This is a genomic window from Rhizomicrobium electricum, from assembly GCF_011762045.1.
GTDB lineage: Bacteria > Pseudomonadota > Alphaproteobacteria > Micropepsales > Micropepsaceae > Rhizomicrobium > Rhizomicrobium electricum.
The window spans coordinates 407,739-425,144 of the sequence record NZ_JAASQS010000005.1 but is presented as its reverse complement, the minus strand read 5'-3'; the positions used below and the strand labels follow the sequence as shown (position 1 = coordinate 425,144).

Here is a 17,406-nt window from a genome sequence, read left to right as displayed (position 1 = left end):
GCGACTCGAAAATAGCGATAATGCATTGAGGGAAAGGGCTAGTTATCTAGATGTCGCGAGAGGTGCTCGGGTAGCGGGGTATCGGTCGTCATTCGTGCTGGTGCATTTTTGTCAGGCCAAAGAGAAATTGTGGCTGTTTCATGTTTTGGAATTGACTGGCAAAACCCAAATCTCTAAACCGTCCAAGTTATCGATAACCGGAGTGCACGGTCGATCGGAGAGCTTCGGCGACACAAGAGCGGCAGATGAAGCGTGGTGCCATCACGGCTGATCGCGGAACGCGACAGGGGGTATCAGGCAAACGCACGCAAAGATTAGGGCTAGGAAGAGTACGGGAGGATCTACCAGATGAGTTTAAAGACAAATATTCGGCCATCATATGTGGCGCGGCTGTTGGCCTGTTCATCGGGCGCAGCTCTTTTGTTGGGGCTGAGTGTGGCGGCACAAGCCCAGTCCGAAGCGATGGAGACCATCGTGGTCTCCGGCATTCGCGAAAGCATGCAGTCCGCGATGCAGATCAAGCAGAAGTCGACTGAGGTCGTGGATTCGGTGGTTGCCGAAGACATCGGCAAGCTCTCGGATCAGAACCTGTCGGACACCATCACCCGCATTCCCGGCATTCAGGGGTACCGGTATGGCGGCGAAGGCAATGGGCCTGCCGGCCAGGGTGCTGGCGTGACGATCCGCGGGTTGACCGGCCAGACCTCGGCGCAGCTGAACGGACGCATCTTCAATTCGCCCGGCCTTCGCGAATACGACACTTCGAATGCCATTCCCGGTTTGGTCGCCGGCATCGACGTCTACAAGAACCAGACGGCCGAGCATATCGAGGGCGCGATCGGCGGTACCCTCAATCTGCGCACGCGCCGTCCGATGGATTTCAACGGAACGGCGTTCAGCGCCGGCTTCACCGCTCGCTACAACGATCTCATCAAACAGCCCGAGCCGGATTATTTCGGCTTGGCTTCCACGCGCTGGAATACGAGCATCGGCGAGATGGGCTTCCTGGTGGCGGCCGAGTATTCGCAGACCAAGAACCGCTCCGACAACACACCGGGCGGCGCGGGCGCCAATCTGGTGCTGCCGATCCGCGCGGATGATCCGGCCTATGCCAGCAGCGGCGGCTTGGCGGCCTACACCGGCCGGACCGACACCTGGTATCTGAAGTCCATCGGCAGCCAGGCTGCGTGGTCGGCGCTTACCTCGGCGCAGCAGGCCAACGTGATCAGCGCCGCGGCGGCAAACACCAATATCAACAACGAAGACATCGAGCGTACGCGCCTCGGCGCAGCGGTGTCGTTTCAATGGCGTCCGAGCAACAAGCTCGAATTCGTCACTGACGTGATTTACAACTACTATCTCTATGACCAGCACTTCCATTTTCTGAGCTTTGCCGATACCGGGACGGTGCAGAACCTGACCACGGCTCCCTACAATTTCACCGAGGGGCTTTGGAACCGGAACTCCAACGGCGGTACGGACAGTGTCGTTGCGACCCAGCGGCTGACCTCGGCCACCTTTATGAACAGCAAGGCGAATGCCACCGGTGGTATCAGCCAGGCGCCGGCGCGCGCGCTGTCGATCTCGCAGAACGCCAAATGGATGCCGACCGACGATTTCGAACTGTCGGCTGACGTTTCGTTCGTCCGGTCGGACAATCGCGGTGCTTATGGCGGGCAAGCGAACACCACGACCGGCTTGAACCAGTCGTACAACATCTATCGCGATCTCACGACCGTTCCGCACGTCAACACGATTACGGCAGCCGGGTCGTCGTACGATTTCAACGATCCGCGCGCCTGGGTTTTCAAGAACTGGGCGGCCGGCTACGCGGGGATCAAGGATACCTCGTATGCGATCTCGCTTGACGCGAAGTATACGGTTCACGGCCTGCCGCTGCTGACGCAGATCAAATCGGGCTTCCGCTATTATCACCTCGAAGAGACCTATCGGGATTGGAACTTCTCCGGCAAAAACCTGACAACGAATGGCGCGGCGCTTGCCGCCGACTATTCGAATGCCGTCAGCGTGGCCAATTCCGCTTTTGAAGGGCTGATCGAGTATGCGCCGACGAACATTTTCGGCGGAGACATCGGTTATGCAGGCGGATTCCCGACCATCGCGAGCACCGTGAATCTTACCAATCAACTCGCGTACGCGTTCCCCAACTCGGGCATTGCGCTGCGCGACGCCCAGCCGGAAGTCATTGCCAACCGCCGGGACGCTTACGAAAACACCTTCGGCGGCTATGTCCAAGGCGAGTTTTCCGCGTGGGACGATTTCATCACCGGCAATGTCGGTGTGCGCGTCGTCGGAACGGCCGACCGGGTCGTCGGCATGACGGCGAATTCCGGTACGGACGCGAGCCAAGGCTATTCGCGGACGACGGGCAAGTCCTGGTATGTCGATGTTATGCCTTCCGCCAATGCCAGCCTGCATTGGACCGACGAGTTCGTGACTCGCTTGGCTTGGTCGAAGGGTGTCACCCGTCCTACGTTCGGACAGCTCAATCCGGCTCAGGTTTTTGCCTCGACGGGTGAGGACTCGGTTTCCACCGGCAATGCAAACCTGAAGGCGACGACTGCCTATTCCTACGATCTCGCGTTCGAATACTATTTCGACACCGGCGCCTATGTGTCGGTCGACTTCTGGGACAAGGAGATCGACGGCTTCATCACCACGGTGCTGACGCCCTGTACCTCCATCCCCGGTCACGTTCCGACCTATCACGGGCAGGGCTGCACCGGCGATCAGTACGTGATCAGCACAACCCAGAACGGCGGCAGCGGTTATGCCCGCGGCATCGAACTGTCGGGACAGACCTTCTTCACGTTCCTGCCTGGAATCTGGAAGAACTTCGGCACGTCGGTGTCGTATGCGTTCATCGACACCCAGAATCCGACCCAGTTCAAAACCGGCGGGGCTTACGTCAATGTCCCGATGGGGCTGCAATCCAAGAATGCTGCCGCCGCATCGCTTCTGTATGAAGACGACAAGATCTCCGGTCGTCTGGTCTATACCTACCGGTCGAGCTTCATTCTGTTCGGTGCCGCCGCGAACCCGTCCGATGGACGCGTTGTTGCGGGGTACGGTCTGCTCGATGCGGCGCTCAACTATGACATCGGCTGGGGCGTGACTTTGTCCGGCACGGTTTCGAATATCACCAACGCCGCACCGAACCGTTATATCGGTGAGCCGGGTAAGTATTTCAGTCCGTTCCTCCGTCAGGGCTACGACAACGGTCGCGTCTACAGCCTTGGCATCCGCTTCAAGACGGGTGAATGAGTTTCGTGAACTGTAGTTGGTATTCGGCTGGCGCCCCTTGCGGGGCGCCAGCTTTCATATTGAGCCGACCTGAACAGGGGGCATGACATCGGCTTGTGAGCCCGTAGGAGACATACCGTTGGGTACCAAGGTGAGGCGGTCGCCGAAGGCCGTCACGATCCATGACGTGGCACGTCATGCCGGTGTTTCGTCGATGACCGTGTCGCGCACGATCAACGGCCAGCGCTATGTCAGTCCGGAGTTGCGCGATCAGGTGTTGGCATCAATCCGGGCGTTGAACTACACGGTCAACAAATCGGCCCGCAATACCCGTAACGGCTCATCCGCCTATTGCATCGGCGTTCTCTATTCCAATCCGAGTTCAGCCTATCTCAACGAAATCATGCTGGGCGGTCTGCAGGAAAGCAGCCGCACCGGAGCCCAGTTACTGCTGGAGACCTGCACGGGCCTTGCGAGCCAGAAGGCGGCGCTCAAGAAGCTGCTTGCCGCCGGCGTCGATGGCATCATTCTCCCGCCGCCACTTTGCGACTCCCGGCTCACGATCGAGACCTTGAAGGCAGAAGGCATTCCCACGCTGGCGTTGGCGACTGCCCGCCCGTTGGAAGATGTCTCCAGCGTGCGGATTGACGACTATCAAGGTGCCCTCGCAATGACGCGCTATCTGATTGGCCTCGGTCATCGAGAGATCGGATTCGTCAAGGGCGATCCCTCCCATACGCCGTCTGATTTGCGCTATGTCGGCTTTCTGGCGGCGATGCGGGAATGCGGATTGGATATCGATCCGGCCTTCGTCGTGAATGGCCTTTTCACGTATCGCTCCGGATTGGCGGCAGGGGAAGCCCTCCTGAAAAAGAAGAAACGCCCCACGGCGGTTTTTGCGAGCAATGACGACATGGCGGCGGCGGTGATTGCCGTGGCTCATGGTCTGGGCATCAAGATTCCCGAAGAACTGACGATTTGCGGATTTGACGATACGCCCGTCGCCACGACGATCTGGCCCTCGTTGACCACCATTCATCAGCCGATTGTGGAGATTGGGCGCGCCGCGGTTGCCATTCTCTCCGAGCAAATCGAGCGGCAGCAAAAAGGCGAAATACCGCAGCCCGTACATCAGGTTATGAAATTCACTCTGATGGAACGCGGCTCCTCTGCACCCCGGTAAAGGAACCCGCAGCAGCCCCGCGCAGGGTATGATAGCCTTTGATTCGCGAAAAGGCGCATTTTACGATGTCGCCGGGAGCTGGGTTGTTGGCAAAATCCAAGAAAAATGCCCCGAAAGTGGTGACCATTCACGATGTCGCCCGCTATGCGGGTGTGTCGTCGATGACTGTATCCCGCACGATAAACGGGACGAAATACGTCCGCCCGGATTTGCGCGAGAAGGTTCAAGCCACCATCAAGGCGCTGAACTACACCGTGAACCAGTCGGCGCGTAATACTCGCGTAGGGGCCACCGGACCTCGCATCGGCATCCTGTATTCCAATCCGAGCCCGTCCTATTTGAACGAGATCATGCTGGGGGGGCTACAGCAGAGCAGTCGATCCGGTTGTCAGTTGCTTCTGGAGGAATGCGGCGGGTTGGCCAGCCAGAAGACGGCGCTGAAGAAGCTTCTGGCAGCCGGTGTGGATGGTGTGATCCTGCCTCCACCGCTGTGTGACTCCCGCCAGACCGTGAATATGTTGAAGGCTGGAGGCGTCATGGCATTGGCCTTGGCGACGGCGCGTCCGATGGAGGAAGTGTCGTCGGTGCGCATTGACGACTACCAGGGCGCCTTGGCGATGACCCGCTACATTATCAAGCTGGGGCACAAGGATATTGGCTTCATCAAGGGCGATCCGGCCCACACGCCGGCGGATCTTCGCTATGTCGGCTTTGTCGCCGCCATGGAGGAGGCCGGCCTTAAGGTCGATGACTCTAAGGTGGTTCCGGGCATGTTCACGTATCGCTCGGGCCTTCTTGCCGGCGAGGCGCTGCTGAAACGGCCCGATCCGCCCACCGCGATTTTTGCCAGTAACGACGATATGGCCGCGGCGGTCATGGCGATCGCTCATGGCCTTGGCATAAAGGTGCCGGAGCAGCTGACGGTCTGTGGTTTCGATGATACTCCCGTGGCCTCTACGATCTGGCCGCCGTTGACCACTATCCATCAGCCCATCGTGGCGTTGGGGCGCACGGCGGTCGCCATCATGACGGAGCAGATAAAAAAAGCGCGCACGGGAGAGCGGCCGGAAGCCGTGCATCAGCTGATGAAGTTCACGCTCGTCGAGCGCGCATCTGCCGCCAAGGCTCCTGCATAGTGTTTCCTTAGTCGGCAGCTCCCTTGAATTCCGACGATGAATGTGACACCCCGAATATACTGCATGTGATAGGCGTCGGCGTATTGGAAATACGCCGGCTGGGTCAATGCCGTGGAAAGCTCCGGCAAGGATTACGTCAGTCTGGGCCTTTCCGATCTTGCCTTCGGTGGCCGCAAACTCTTCGCCAATCTCGGCCAAGCCGCCGGTCAGGGCGATGAAAGCGTCTTCACTGTCATCTGGAATCCGCCCGATTGACAGCTGATCGCCCAGCGCATCATAAAGGTGCGATGGGTCTCATCCGTACCATAATTGGGACACTTTATTTTCCAACTCAGACGCTTTCTCACAGAAATTGGTGTAGGCAATAGTGCGGGGCGAGCGGGCTGTGGGAAAATGGTCGCGACGCATCGCGATGCTTTGGTACCGCTTCAACTCCGCCGTCTGTCACGAACGCCCTTTGCTCTCGGCGTCTCCTGAGTGAGTGTCGGGTCCATTCCCCTTGCTCGTGGCCGAAGAACTATGGGCAGGTCCGGTCCTTCCAAAACCATCGCGGCCGAGAAATTTCCCTGCGCGTTTCACGCGCTCCTTGCGGGCCGCTTCGCTTGCAAATTTCCCGCCGCTCCAGTCCTTCGCGATGCTGCGGCCCTTCGGGTTCGGGTGCCCGCCCATGAACGGTCTGCCGTCGCAAGGGAGAATGGTCTCCCGCGCCTCAATGGAGCCAGCAATGCTAGATATCGGATACGTCACGAAATCCAAGGACGGCAAGTCGTACAAGGGCCAGATCAAAACGCTTTCGGTCCGCGCTCCCATCGAAATCCTTCCCAATACCGCCAAGAACGCCGACACACAGCACGACTTCCGCATCTTTAGTCAGTCCGCCGAAATCGGTGCCGGCTAATGCAACTCACAGAATCCAGTTACCAGCCAGCACGACGACAATGCGGTACGCGCCGGCTAGCGACACCATGTGATCGACATCGACGATATCGGCCCAGAGTGTCGCGCCGCCGGACAACAGATGGGGGAAATTGGAATCTAGAGCTTGTAATAGGCTTCCCATTCCGGTCGTGGCGTAGCGCCCGCGAGCAAGGCCGCAGCCTTCTCGTTGCCGATAACCTGTTTGGTCGCGGGATCGAACACGACTTTTTCGTTGAGGCGCTGTGCGATGATGCCGAGGGCCATGGCTTGACAGAGCGGACCTGCGATCTCGAAACGCGAGCGACAGACTTCTTCGCCTTTTACCGCGCGGACGAAATTGAGGAAGTGATCCGACGGGCTCTTGGGTACTTCCGGCAGCTTGATGTCCTTGGCACGCGGGCCGCCGATGATCTCCATTTCGCTGGCATGCGAGCCGCCCTTGAAGATAAGCCCTTCGCCATAGATGACCTTGCCGGGTGCCAGCCGCTTGGTCTCGATGCTGCCGGAGGTCGGCGGCGGAATGTTGGGATCGACCACGGAGGCCCCGAAATTCTCCGGCAGCGGCGGCAGATTCTGCTGGCCTTCGTACCAGGTCAGTTCCACCGGCGGCTGGTTGCCGCGTGCCGGGAAGGAGAATTTCAGCGTCGAATTCTGCGGATAGATCAGCGGGCTATAGCCCTGCATATAGACCGGATCGACCGAGGTCGGCAGGCCGAGTTCGAGGAACTGATGGGCGTTGTCGAAGATATGGGCGCCCCAATCGCCAAGCGCGCCATTGCCGAAATCGTACCACGAGCGCCACTCGCCCACTTCGTAGCCGTAGTTGTAGGGATGCGGCGTGGCAGTGGCGAGCCAGGGATCGAAATCCATATCGGTCGGCACCGGTTGGGCTGGCAGGTAATCGGTATAGCTCTTGCCATGCCAGCGCCGCGGGCTGTTCATGAAGGCGGTGATCTTGGTTACGTTCTTGATGATGCCGGCCTTGACCCAGGCTTCGAACTGGAAAGTCCCTTGGCCGGAATGGCCTTGGTTGCCCATCTGGGTGGCTACTTTGTATTTGCGGGCGGCATCCATCATAAGTTGAATTTGGTGGAAGGAATGGCCCATCGGCTTTTCGCAATAGATGTGCTTGCCATGCGCCATGGCATGCATGGCGATGGGAAAGTGCGAATGATCGGGCGTGCCGATGCTCATGGCCACGAAATTATCACCCATGGCATCGAACATCTTGCGGAAATCCTGAAAGTGTTTGGCCTCCGGGAACATATTGAGGATTGCCGTGGTCGGCGCAGAGCCCAGATGGGTGTCGCACAACGCCACCACATTGACGAGGCCGGTAGCGGCGAGGCCTTTGATGACATCGGCGCCGCGTCCGCCGATGCCGCAGCAGGCGATGTTGATCTTGGCGTCGTTGAGCGTCGAGGCGCGCAGCAGCGATGGGCTGAAGACGGCGCCGGCAGCCATAGCGGTGAGAACCGTTCGGCGATGGGGATGACTGATCATGATTTCCTTCCCGTGTTCTTTCTTTCGAAATTGGCGATGAGATGTTTCAGGGCGTAACCGGCTATGCGGCCGGCGGCGAGGAGGGTGTAGACAAGCAATGCGAGGGCGAGCACGACGGGCATTTCCGTCACCAGTTCGGCCCAAGGCGTTTGGAATGTGGCGATGGCGTAAACGTTCAGGCCTATGGCCAAGACCAGGCAGGCGGCAAAGAGGATCGCTTCCTTTCGCCAATCCGGAAGCGGCAGCGTGATGGTTTTCATGCGTATCCTCCCGGCCAAGCCACTTCGCGGCCTTCTTCCATTGCTATGACGCCCATCAAAGCTGCGACGCCGGAGCGATAGGCGTGTTCGATCATGGCCGGCGATTTCTCGCCGAGCCGCACGGCATTGACGAACGCGGCCATGGAAAGACCGGTGCCGTCGTCGTGATCGGGGTCTTCGGGCAGCGGCGTGCCTTTGGTGTCCTTCTTGAGGTCCGGCACCCAGCTGCGATCGGCGAGCGCCACGCTTTCCAATGTGCCTCTTTCGATCTGGTTGATGAGCTGAATGATGCCGGGCGCGGGCGGTGGATTTTCCGCATAGAATTTCGCGGTTTCCAACTCCAGCGTTCCCTTTGGTCCCATGATCTGCAGTTCCAGCCCGTAGAAACGGTTGGAAGAAAGGGAATCGTAGATGAAGGAAACGCCTTTGGGGTATTTGTAGATGACGTTGACGTTGTCGAAGACGTCGCGTCCATCCTTCCAGTAATTGATGCTGCCATAGCCGATACAGGCCAGCGGCGGGGAATCCAGAAACCAGTTGGCGACCTGCAGATGATGACTGGCGAGTTCCGTCATCAGTCCGGCCGAGTATTTGCGGTGGACGCGCCAGTTGAGCAGCATCTCCAATTCGGGCGAGGGCACAGGGCGGCGCCAGTTCACGTTGCGGTGCCAATAGGCGCGGATTTGGGTGATGGGGCCGAGATCGCCGGCTTTCACCTGTTGCAGCGCATAGAGCGTGGCGCGATGAAACAGCCGCTGATGACCGATCTGGAACACTTTGGGGCTTTGGCTTGCTGTGCGCGCCACGGCTTTGCATTCGGGGATGGTCAGCGCCAGACTCTTCTCGCAGAAGACATGTTTTCCGGCAGCAAGAGCATCGAGGCACATCGGGGCGTGCAGATAGAGCGGTGTGGCAATGATCACGGCATCGACGCTCTTATCATCGAGCAAATGGCGGTAGTCCTTGTAGTGCGTTACCGGCTTGCCGATCTTTTGCTGAGCGGCTTGGAGATGCGGCGGATAGACATCACAAAGTGCGGCGATCTCGGCGCCGGGCGTCTTCAAGAGGTGCTCTTCCAAATATTGTCCGCGCGAGCCGGTGCCGATCAGGCCGAGGCGCACCTTGTCGGAGGGGCTTTTGCCCGCGGGGGCTGCTTTGAGTGGCGACAACCAGGGCAGGGTGCTGAGCAAGGCCGAGCCTGTGATGGCGCTGGCGATAGTTTTCAAGGTTTCGCGGCGATTGTTGTCGCGCGGTGGCAGTTCAATGTCCGGTATGCCGTCCATCATGGGACCATTCCATTAGGTTCGTCTCCCGCGGGCAGTTCGCGCCAGCGGGCTTTGTCATAGCGAGAAAGAATGTCGGCGCGCGCTGTAGGTGCGGCGATGTAGAGCGCCGTCGAGAGCACCTCGGCCTCGATGGGGCAGGCGCTTGCGACGACCAGAAGCTCCGGACCCGATGCCCAGCCGCCATGTTGCGGATCAATGATGTGTTCGCTTCCTGGCGTTTGTCCCGAGGTGGAGAGCGCTTCGTTGGAAAGGGTGAAGTCCATCTTGGCGTCCGCCGCCAGGCCGACGCGCCAAAGGCCGCCTTCGGGATGTTCGCCCAGGGCCAAGATCGAGCTTTCGCCGAAACTAACGAAGGCGTTTTCGATCTCATGTTGGCGCAGGAGCATTTCGACGCCTTTCAGGGCGATGCCTTTGCCGATGCCGCCGAGATCGAAAAACACATCGGGCGCCATGAAGCGGACGGTTTGCCGGCGGTCGTCGAAAGCAACGGCCGCCATCCGTCCGCGCGCGATGTCGAACAGGCCATTGGTGTTGTTCCAATGGTATCGACACAGCATCAGGATCGCCCATAACGGTTCGGAAACTTCCACCGTATCTTCGCTGGCGCGGCTATTCACGCTTGCCACCAAGCCGTCGCCGAAGCGGCTCATCACGGCTTCGCGTCCGCGCACATAGCGCTCGGTTTCCGCCAACAGGCTTTCGCCGTGATCCGCGTCGAGGCCGGGGATCACAAGCGAAAACCTTGTGTTCATCGCCAGGAAGGTTCGATGAAAGACGCGCAACGCGGCACCTAGTGGGTGGCGAGGGTACGGATCTTGATATTGCGATAGGAGACGGTGTTGCCGTGGTCCTGCAACAGGATATGCCCGTCTGCCCATTCGCCGAAGCCGGGGATGTCCTTGAACTTGGAAAGGGCAACCGCGGCGCGGAATTCCGGCGAGCCACGGGTGAATTCCACCGTCTTGAAGCCGTTGAGGAAGAAGGCGACGTGGTTGTTCTTGGAAATGATCCGCGCGTTGTTCCACTGTCCGACGGGGAAGACTTCTTTGTCCTTCACGGCCGGGATCACATCATAAAACGAACCGATGGTGCGGTCGCCATCGCGGCCGAGCTTGGCATCGGGGTGGCGTTCATCGTCCAGTACCTGGAATTCTATGCCAATGCCGGAGCCGATCGCCACCGGCTTGCCGGTGACCTTGTCGATGGGGGCAAGATCGGTCTGGGTGAAGATCTTGATGCCGCTATTGGCGCCCGGCGTGATCTTGAAGTCGGCGCTGAGTTCGAAATCGGAATAGCGTGCATTGGTAATGATGTCGCCGGGGCCGCGTGATTCCTCACCGCTCTTGGCATGAATAGTCAGGGTGCCGCCGCAAGTGGTCCAGCCGCCTTGCGGAAAAGTTTCACCGCGGGCGCTGCGCCAGCCGGCAGAAGTTTTGCCGTCCCAGAGCAGGGTCCAGCCTTCCGCTTTTTCCGCTGCTGAAAGCTGGTTGGCATTCGCATCGACGACGACGCCTTTGCAGGCGGCGGGTGCATCTTGCGCCATCGCGGGCGCGGCGGCGGCAAGCGCCAGAATGAAATAGGCAGTTTTAGGCATGAGGTCCCTCCATGGTATTTATGAGATTGCGGTTACGCGGACGGGCGTTGGGAGGCAGCCACGATGGTGCGAGCGAGACGTCCGCTGTCATAGTTTTGCTTTTCCCGTACTGCGCGACGGATCTGCGTGGTCTATTTGTCTGCCGTGTGTTATCGGTACCATTGGCGCTGGCGTCGGCGCTGTCAATGCTCTGCGAAAGCGTGTGAGACAATATGATCGTAGGAGTTTCGCCGGCCCATGCGTCTCCGTCTGTGGAGCATTTTATCCATATGGCCAGGGGAATTGCCGATCGTCCGCGCCTCCCATGCGGAGAGCGCGAAGAACCTCTTTGAAAATTCGAAGGACAGGTAATGAAAACGAAGTGGACCGCCGCAATCATCGGTCTCGGTATGTTCATGTCGCTGACGACTGCGGCCCTGGCGGCCTGTGACCAGCCAGTCTCCATCTGCCCCAATCCTGGAGCGGGTCGCTTTGCGCTCATCCAGGCCGGTCGCCCTGCCGCGGTTTATGTCGACGACAATGCCAACTCAGCCGTGAAGCGTGCCGCGGACGCCTTCGTGTCCGATCTCGCGCAAGTCAGCGGGCAAAAGCCCCTCCGCCTGCAGAATATCGGCCGCGCCGAAGGACCACTGGTCATCGTCGGTGTGTTAGGCCAAAGCCCGGTGATCGACACTCTGGTCCGTACCGGAAAAATCGACGCTCGCAGTATATCGGGCCAATGGGAAGCGTTCCGTCAGATCGTTGTGGCCAAGCCGTTCCCAAATGTAGAGCAGGCGCTGGTAATCGTGGGGGCAGACCGCCGCGGCGCCGTCTACGGCATTTACGATATCTCGGAAAAGATGGGTGTTTCACCGCTCGTCTGGTTTGCCGATGTGCCGGTAACGCGGCAGAAGAACGTGTTCCTCACAGCCGGATCGCGCAGCGACCAGCCGAAGGTGAAGTACCGCGGTATTTTCATCAACGATGAGGCTCCGGGCTTCGAAACCTGGACAACCAGGAAATTCGGCGGTGCTAATGCCAAGGCGTATGAGCACATTTTCGAGCTCATCCTGCGCATGAAGGGCAATTATCTCTGGCCGGCCATGTGGCCGCCGCGGGCTTTCAATGCCGACGACCCGAACAACTACATCCTGGCCGATGCCATGGGCGTGGTGATGGGGACCAGCCATCACGAGCCGATGATGCGGGCCTACGACGAGTGGCATCGCCAAATCTATCAGGGGTTGACGAGCGGAAAATGGGACTACGCCAGCAATTCCGAGAACCTGCGCAAGTTCTGGCGCGGCGGCATTGAACGCATGATGTCCACGGGGGGCGGTCAGAGCTACGACAGTGTGGTGACGATCGGCATGCGCGGCGATGGCGATGAACCGATGTCGGAAGGCACGGCCACACAGCTTCTGGAGAGCATTGTCGCCGACCAGCGCAAGATAATCGCCGAGATAACGGGTAAGCCAGCAGAGCAGGTCCCTCAGGTTTGGGCGCTCTATAAGGAGGTGCAGGACTATTACGATCACGGCATGACGGTGCCCGACGACGTGACCCTTTTGTTTGCGGATGATAATTGGGGCCAGATCCGTCGCCTTCCGACAAAAGACCGGGACCGCAAAGGCGGCTACGGCGTGTACTACCACTTCGACTATGTCGGTGCGCCGAGGAACTATAAGTGGCTCAATACCAACCAGATCGAGAAAACTTGGCAGCAGATGGACCTGGCCTACAGTCGGGGGGCCAAGACGCTTTGGGTTGTCAATGTCGGCGATATCAAGCCGTTGGAGTATCCGATCAGTTTCTTCCTCCAGATGGCCTGGAATCCGGAGGCCATGACACTGGATGCCCTTAACGCGTATCCGCAGCAATGGGCCGCCGCCACGTTCGGGCCATCTCAGGCGAAGGCCATCGCTTCCATCTTGACGCGATACAGCCAGTTCGCTGCGCGCCGGAAGCCGGAGCTTATCGACGCAGACACCTTTGCGTTGGGCGAGGGTACTGGCCCGATGCTGAACGGCGGAGAGTTCGGCAGCATGGTCGGCGAGTGGAAGTCGCTTGAGAATGATGTCCGGCTCGTGAAGGCCAAGCTGCCGAAAGCGCAGCGTGATGCCTATTTCGAACTGGTCGAGCATCCGGTGCTGGCGTTATCGAATCTTTATCAGCTCTACTACGCCGTTGCCTGGAACCATCGCCTGGCAGCGGTCAATGATCCTCGCGCCAACGCTTTTGCCGACCTGGCCGTGTCCGCCTTCCGGCGCGATCAGGCGCTGACCGACCAATACCATCGCCTCGCGAACGGCAAATGGGACGGCATGATGCTGCAGACCCATATCGGCTATACGACATGGCAAGAGCCGAAAACGCAGATCATGCCTGAGGTAAAGCGGGTGTCTGGCGGCGCGGTGGCACCGATCTTCGCGACGCCGTCGATCGTCGCTGCGAACGGAGTCATTGCCGTGGAGGCGCCGCGCTTCTCGCGTGCCGTGGGTGGCAAAGGGCTCGAATGGAAGGTCATCCCGAATCTTGGGCGTACGCGTGGCGCGGTGACTGCCTTACCGCAGGGACTTGCGCCGACGGTCCAGAGTGACGGCATACGCCTTGAATATGATGTGGTGCTCAGCAGATCCGGCGATTTGAGGGCACAGCTTTATCTTGTTCCCACGCTCGACACCAACGGATCGGCGGGGCTGAACTTCGGGGTGTCCATCGACGAGGGTCCGATGCAGACCCTGACCGCTCGCTTGACGCCGGCCCCAAACGCCGCCGTATCGCCCGAACAAAAGGCTTGGGTCAAAGCTGTCTCCGATAACGCCCATATGATCGTTGCCGAATTTCCAGGGATTTCTGCGGGGAAGCACACCGTGAAGGTCTGGCGGCTGGGCGACAACGTCGTGTTGCAAAAGCTGGTGATCGCGACTGGTCCGGTACCGGCAGCCTATCTTGGGCCCCCGGCCCAGAATTGATGGAGATGGAGTCAGAAGGTGCCGCGTACGCCAAACAATACGGAGCAGCCCGGCACATAGTAGCTGTATGTGGCGCGTTTGAATTGGAAGTAGCTGCGCTGGGCCGACCCTGTCAGGTTCTGCACATCGATCGTCAGTTTGGGATCGCTCGGCAATCGTCCCAGGAATTCCGACAAGCTATATGATGCCGACAGATCGAGCTGCCTATAGGGGGCGCCGTAAAGGCGTGCGTCGGTAATGCTGTTCTGGTTTGCCGAAGACGCGACGGTTTGGCCGTAGTATACGTAGGACAACCGTAGCATTGCGCCGTCATTCTCATAGTAACCGACGAGATTGTAGGTGTAGTTGGGAACGCCGATGGCTACAGCCGGGGCTGCGCCGCGGCCCTTTTGCCCCATTATGGTGACGTTGGCCGTGAAGCCGAGTCCCTTCAGACCATAAGGCTCAAGTAGAATATCGAGCGGCTGGACCCAGTTGAACTCGAGACCGTTTACGGTCAGCAAGCCGCTGGCGTTGATCTCCTGGTTGAACAGAACGGTTGCATGTGCGGGACCTCCACGCGTGTCGATCGCCGTCCGCTGCGTATCGTTCAAGGTCGTATAATTGATGCCGTAAGCAGCCAGATCGGAGAACGGATGTGTCGTCGTTCCCGTCACAGTGAAGCCGCTGACGGCCTTCCGGAAGAGGGCGAAGCCGATATAGCCCTCTTTGCCCGTGTAGTACTCCACTCCGAGGTCGACGTTGGTCGAGTAGTACGGATTGAGCGCGGAATTGCCGACCGTCGCGACATCGGCCGAAGCCGATGAAAAGTTGGCGCCCGGCAGCATCGCACTCGGATCCGGACGGGTCATGGTGCGGGAGGCCGAAAGCCGAATCTGGATATCCGTCGTTGGGTGATAAACAAAGTTCGCGGACGGCAGAAATGCCTGATAGGCGTTTTTGATGCTGGCGAAGATGGGCGTCACTGGATAAAGCCCGCCGTCGTTCAATGTGGAATTGCGCGGGTCTACGCGATTGTAAGCCAGCCCTGCGACGGTCTGATGGGTTTCAGCCCAGCGGACACCGATATCGTAGCGGAGAGGTCTTGCGGCGAGGTCGAGCGTTCCATCGAGCTGGAGGTAGAATCCGACAATCTTCTCGGAAACGGTCCCCGATTTGGTGCCCGTAATGGACGTGTTTGTGAACGGCGCATTGGCGGCGTAGCTGTCGTAGTGGGACGCTCGCTTGAACGCATCCCAGTTGATCGTGGCGTAGCCCGTCGGGCTGGGATGCAGATATCTATAAACTTCGCTGTTCGGAACGAGCGAGCCGGTCCAGGTGATAGGTGCCGCTCCGGCGGTATAGCCCGTGCCGAAGCCGGGATAAGCCGGGTTCGGGTTGCTATCGTCGCCATCGCAGGTTGGCTGCGTGTTGGGGGATGGTAGCCAGGTGCTCGGGTTGTTGCCGCAAATTGCAGCTTGCCATGCTAGGGAGTTATCCGCCGCTCGGATGGTGCGATAGATGTCGTCATAGCTGAATCCGACCTTGATCTTGGTCTTCTCGGCACCGTACGCGACATCCAGGTGCGCACCGTTGGTATAGGTGTAGCGCTTTTCCTGAGCGATGCTGGCGCGTTCGTTCAGCCACCTCCAGCTGTGGGCGTCGTTGACATCGACACTGCTTGTGAATGTCGGAAATTCGCCCCCGGCAAATTCGTATGTGACCGTTGCCGGCGAGGTATAAAGGCCGACTGTGGGATAGTCGCGGAAGAAATGACTGCGCGTGGCATTCGCCTGAAAGTCAACTCTCAGCAGTTCCGTCGCCTGCCACTCCAGCCCAGGGCTGATGCTCATGAAATCGCCCTTTTCCGTGTAGGGCCGCAATTCCAGGAACAAGTTGGTGTTGGCGAAGGTGCCTCTTGTGACAATGCCGTTGGAGTCGACTTCCTCGTTCAGCGGAATGACGGCGCTGTTGCGGACCTGGAACGCCATATCAGTACGCAGTTCTTGGTTCACAGTTCGCCCGAACACCGAGTCAACGTAGAAGTGCAGCCCCGCGTTTGGCCAGAACTCGATGCTGGTAACGGCGTTGATGCGGTCCCGATGGCCGGCCTGGTTTGCCGGACGGGCCAGGCGCGGAATGAGCGCGTCGTCGAGCTGCTTGATGCTGGTGAGCTTCGGGTTATGAGCAAGAAGCCATGGCCTGTCGATTGTGTCTCCGGCAATACCGAGAGCTAGCGTCGAGGCGTTGGTTGGAGCGATGGCCGGGATAGTCCAGTTGCCACCACCGGTCGCGTTGCAGCCGCTTGTTGCACCGCATTGCGCTGCACTGAGATTCGGATTGGTCCAACCGATCGTTTCGAAGCCTTGGGTCCGCACCAGATTGTGGTGAGCCGATATCCCGACCAGGACACCGACCCGGCCATTCCAGGTGTTGCTCAGGATCAAGGTCCCGTTCTGGCCCAGCTTGCCGGATGCGGAGTTGATCTGACCCTGAACGGAGTAGTGGATGCGGGAGCCCTCGCGGTCGAACGGCCGGGCGCTGCGCATGTTCACGGTGCCGGCCGCGCCGCCTTCAATAAGAGCTGCAGTCGGCGATTTCGACACCGACAATTGCGAGAACAACTCGACCGGAAACATGTTCAAATCGACTTCGCGATTGGCGTTCTGGGCGTCGGTGCGTCCCGTGGAGGCGACTGCGACCGGCGCGTTGTTCAGAAGAACCTTTGTGAAGTTCGTGCCGAGCCCCCGTATCGAGACGTTGAGCCCTTCGCCGGTCACTTCGCGCGTAATTGCGATGCCTGGAATGCGGTTGAAGGCTTCGGCGACATTGATGTCCGGGAACTTGCCGATATCCTCGGCGAAAACCGAATCCGAAAAGGTAATCGCCGCCCGCTTGGCGTTCGTTGAATACTCCAAACTGGCCCGATACCCGGTGACCGTGACGGTTTCTACGTCGTTCCAGCTTTGCACGGGCGAGCCGGCGGCCGGAGGCGGAGGCGGCAAAACTACACGTCTTCTCAGGACGATGATGTGGCCGTCGTCGGAGGCAACCTCTAGATCCGTGTTCTTCAGGATGATCGCGAGTGCGTTAGCAGGCGAGTAGCGACCGTAGACCGACGGTGCCTTGGCATTCAACAAGGCATCGCCCGGTGCGGCGATCATTCTTTGCGCTTGCTGTGAGAACGCCGCAATGGCGTCCTCCGCATCCCCCGCCGGGATGTTGAAGACTCGAAGATCGGATTCGGCCGCCAGACTGCAAGGCAACGTGACACATACAGAGGCCAGCCCCAGTACCGCTCTTGTCAGGCCTACCTTCATCCTCCCCAG

The 17,406-nt window shown here is 59.3% G+C and carries 12 protein-coding genes and 1 pseudogene; 6 read left to right on the top strand and 7 right to left on the bottom strand.

Translation table 11 applies throughout. The annotated features are described in order from the left end of the window. The first annotated feature begins 435 nt into the window (after nucleotides 1-435). The 5 genes and pseudogenes from FHS84_RS12385 to FHS84_RS12365 all read left to right on the top strand — a co-directional run bounded on the left by FHS84_RS12385 (nucleotide 436) and on the right by FHS84_RS12365 (nucleotide 6,481). Entirely contained in the window at nucleotides 436-3,285 is a 2,850-nt protein-coding gene (locus FHS84_RS12385) for a TonB-dependent receptor (protein ID WP_166934643.1), read from the top strand. Between the two features lie 118 nt (nucleotides 3,286-3,403). After that, the gene (locus FHS84_RS12380; RefSeq protein WP_208393834.1) at nucleotides 3,404-4,447 is read left to right on the top strand and encodes a LacI family DNA-binding transcriptional regulator; all 1,044 of its coding nucleotides are present in this window, start codon (nucleotides 3,404-3,406) and stop codon (nucleotides 4,445-4,447) included. Between the two features lie 83 nt (nucleotides 4,448-4,530). Continuing rightward, a complete protein-coding gene (locus FHS84_RS12375) occupies nucleotides 4,531-5,583 on the top strand; it encodes a substrate-binding domain-containing protein (RefSeq protein ID WP_166934714.1) in 1,053 nt (350 codons plus the stop codon). A gap of 105 nt (nucleotides 5,584-5,688) precedes the next feature. Continuing rightward, nucleotides 5,689-5,838: pseudogene (locus FHS84_RS12370) on the top strand (DUF736 domain-containing protein); the annotation flags it as partial. Nucleotides 5,839-6,307: 469 nt separating this feature from the next. After that, a complete protein-coding gene (locus FHS84_RS12365) occupies nucleotides 6,308-6,481 on the top strand; it encodes a DUF736 family protein (RefSeq protein ID WP_166934637.1) in 174 nt (57 codons plus the stop codon). Between the two features lie 6 nt (nucleotides 6,482-6,487). Here FHS84_RS12365 and FHS84_RS12360 read toward each other — a convergent pair whose 3' ends face one another. Genes FHS84_RS12360 through FHS84_RS12335 form a run of 6 tightly spaced genes read right to left on the bottom strand, consistent with a single transcriptional unit; the run spans nucleotide 6,488 to nucleotide 11,144 of the window. Continuing rightward, nucleotides 6,488-6,643: a hypothetical protein gene (locus tag FHS84_RS12360; protein ID WP_166934635.1), complete on the bottom strand. Its 156-nt coding sequence runs from the start codon at nucleotides 6,641-6,643 to the stop codon at nucleotides 6,488-6,490. Continuing rightward, nucleotides 6,619-8,004 (bottom strand): Gfo/Idh/MocA family oxidoreductase, encoded by a 1,386-nt coding sequence (locus FHS84_RS12355; protein WP_166934633.1) that lies wholly within the window; start codon nucleotides 8,002-8,004, stop codon nucleotides 6,619-6,621. Before FHS84_RS12355 ends, FHS84_RS12360 begins: the two co-directional genes overlap by 25 nt. Continuing rightward, nucleotides 8,001-8,264 (bottom strand): hypothetical protein, encoded by a 264-nt coding sequence (locus FHS84_RS12350; RefSeq protein WP_166934631.1) that lies wholly within the window; start codon nucleotides 8,262-8,264, stop codon nucleotides 8,001-8,003. The genes FHS84_RS12355 and FHS84_RS12350 overlap by 4 nt, the downstream gene beginning before the upstream one ends. Continuing rightward, the gene (locus FHS84_RS12345; protein ID WP_208393832.1) at nucleotides 8,261-9,550 is read right to left on the bottom strand and encodes a Gfo/Idh/MocA family protein; all 1,290 of its coding nucleotides are present in this window, start codon (nucleotides 9,548-9,550) and stop codon (nucleotides 8,261-8,263) included. The genes FHS84_RS12350 and FHS84_RS12345 overlap by 4 nt, the downstream gene beginning before the upstream one ends. Then, the gene (locus FHS84_RS12340) at nucleotides 9,547-10,302 is read right to left on the bottom strand and encodes an FAD:protein FMN transferase (RefSeq protein ID WP_166934629.1); all 756 of its coding nucleotides are present in this window, start codon (nucleotides 10,300-10,302) and stop codon (nucleotides 9,547-9,549) included. The genes FHS84_RS12345 and FHS84_RS12340 overlap by 4 nt, the downstream gene beginning before the upstream one ends. A gap of 38 nt (nucleotides 10,303-10,340) precedes the next feature. Next, nucleotides 10,341-11,144, bottom strand: coding sequence for a 3-keto-disaccharide hydrolase (locus FHS84_RS12335; RefSeq protein WP_166934627.1), 804 nt, complete (start codon nucleotides 11,142-11,144; stop codon nucleotides 10,341-10,343). Between the two features lie 350 nt (nucleotides 11,145-11,494). Between FHS84_RS12335 and FHS84_RS12330 the strand changes: the two genes are divergently transcribed. Then, on the top strand, nucleotides 11,495-14,098 hold the full coding sequence (locus FHS84_RS12330) for a glycosyl hydrolase 115 family protein (protein ID WP_166934625.1): 2,604 nt from the start codon (nucleotides 11,495-11,497) through the stop codon (nucleotides 14,096-14,098). Nucleotides 14,099-14,109: 11 nt separating this feature from the next. Here FHS84_RS12330 and FHS84_RS12325 read toward each other — a convergent pair whose 3' ends face one another. Continuing rightward, nucleotides 14,110-17,397: a TonB-dependent receptor gene (locus FHS84_RS12325; RefSeq protein ID WP_166934623.1), complete on the bottom strand. Its 3,288-nt coding sequence runs from the start codon at nucleotides 17,395-17,397 to the stop codon at nucleotides 14,110-14,112. Between the last annotated feature and the right edge of the window lie 9 nt (nucleotides 17,398-17,406).